The organism is Spirochaetota bacterium (genome assembly GCA_026414805.1).
Lineage (GTDB): Bacteria > Spirochaetota > UBA4802 > UBA4802 > UB4802 > UBA4802.
Genome location: JAOAIH010000146.1, coordinates 1 through 1220 on the forward strand (window position 1 = coordinate 1; position 1220 = coordinate 1220).

The following is a 1220-nucleotide window of genomic DNA, read 5'->3' on the forward strand; positions in this document are numbered from 1 at the left end:
CAGGTATCCCTATTACTACTACTTTATTAGGACAGGGAGCGTATCCAGAAACTGATAGGTTATCGCTCAAAATGTTGGGAATGCATGGTACATATTATGCCAACCATGCAATGCATCAGTCAGATCTTGTTATTGCAATTGGTGCTCGTTTTGACGATAGGGTCACAGGTAAAATTGATGAGTTTATTCCTCATGCAAAAGTTATACACATTGACATTGATCCTTCATCAGTGAGTAAAAGTGTTGCGGTTGATGTTCCAATAGTTGGTGATGCAAAGCATGTGCTTGCCGAAATGAATAAAATAGTAAAGGCACCAAAGATAGATGAATGGGTTGCCTATGTTATGAAGATGAAAGAAGAAAATCCATTAACATATAAAGACAGCGACGTAAAGATAAAACCACAATATGTTGTTGAAAAAATTTATGAACTCACAAAAGGCGATGCTATTATCTGTACAGAAGTTGGTCAAAACCAGATGTGGGCTTCCCAATTTTATAATTTTTCAAAACCTAGGTCCTTTATTTCTTCGGGTGGACTTGGCACCATGGGATTTGGATTTCCTGCAGCAATTGGTGCTCAATTAGGTAGACCTGACAAACGTGTAATAGATATTGCAGGCGATGGTTCAATTCAGATGAACATACAAGAACTCATTGTTGCAGTGCAGCATCGATTGCCAATAATAGTTGCAATACTCAATAACGGATTTTTAGGAATGGTCAGACAATGGCAGCAACTGTTTTATAACAAACGGTATTCTTACACATGTATCAACTTCCAGCCTGATTTTGTGAAACTGGCAGATGCTTATGGTGCTGTTGGCATACGTATTGAAAAGAAAGCTGATGTCATTCCGGCAATAGAAAAGGCACTATCTATTACAGACAAGCCAATCATTTTGGATTTCCATGTAGACCGCGAAGAAAATGTGTACCCAATGATACCTGCCGGTAAATCTATAAAAGATATGATGATGAGGGAATTAGCATGAGCCAGCACGTAATTTCAGTTAAAGTTGAAAATAAATTTGGTGTACTTGCCCGTGTTGCTGGGCTTTTCTCTGCACGTGGATATAATATTGACTCCCTGGCAGTAAGCGAAACAGAATCACCTGATGTATCGGTCATGACAATTGTAGTTCGTGGCGATGATAGAATAATTGAACAGGTGAAAAAGCAGCTTAATAAGCTCATAGACGTTATTAAGGTTACCGATC

The 1220-nt window shown here is 38.6% G+C and carries 2 protein-coding genes; both read left to right on the forward strand.

What is annotated here, in order from left to right:
- Positions 1–995 (forward strand): thiamine pyrophosphate-dependent enzyme (locus N3F66_15040; protein ID MCX8125462.1); only part of this gene is annotated, 995 nt, incomplete at its 5' end.
- The coding region (ilvN, locus tag N3F66_15045; protein MCX8125463.1) for an acetolactate synthase small subunit at positions 992–1220 on the forward strand (229 nt) is incomplete at its 3' end. The genes N3F66_15040 and ilvN, both read left to right, overlap by 4 nt.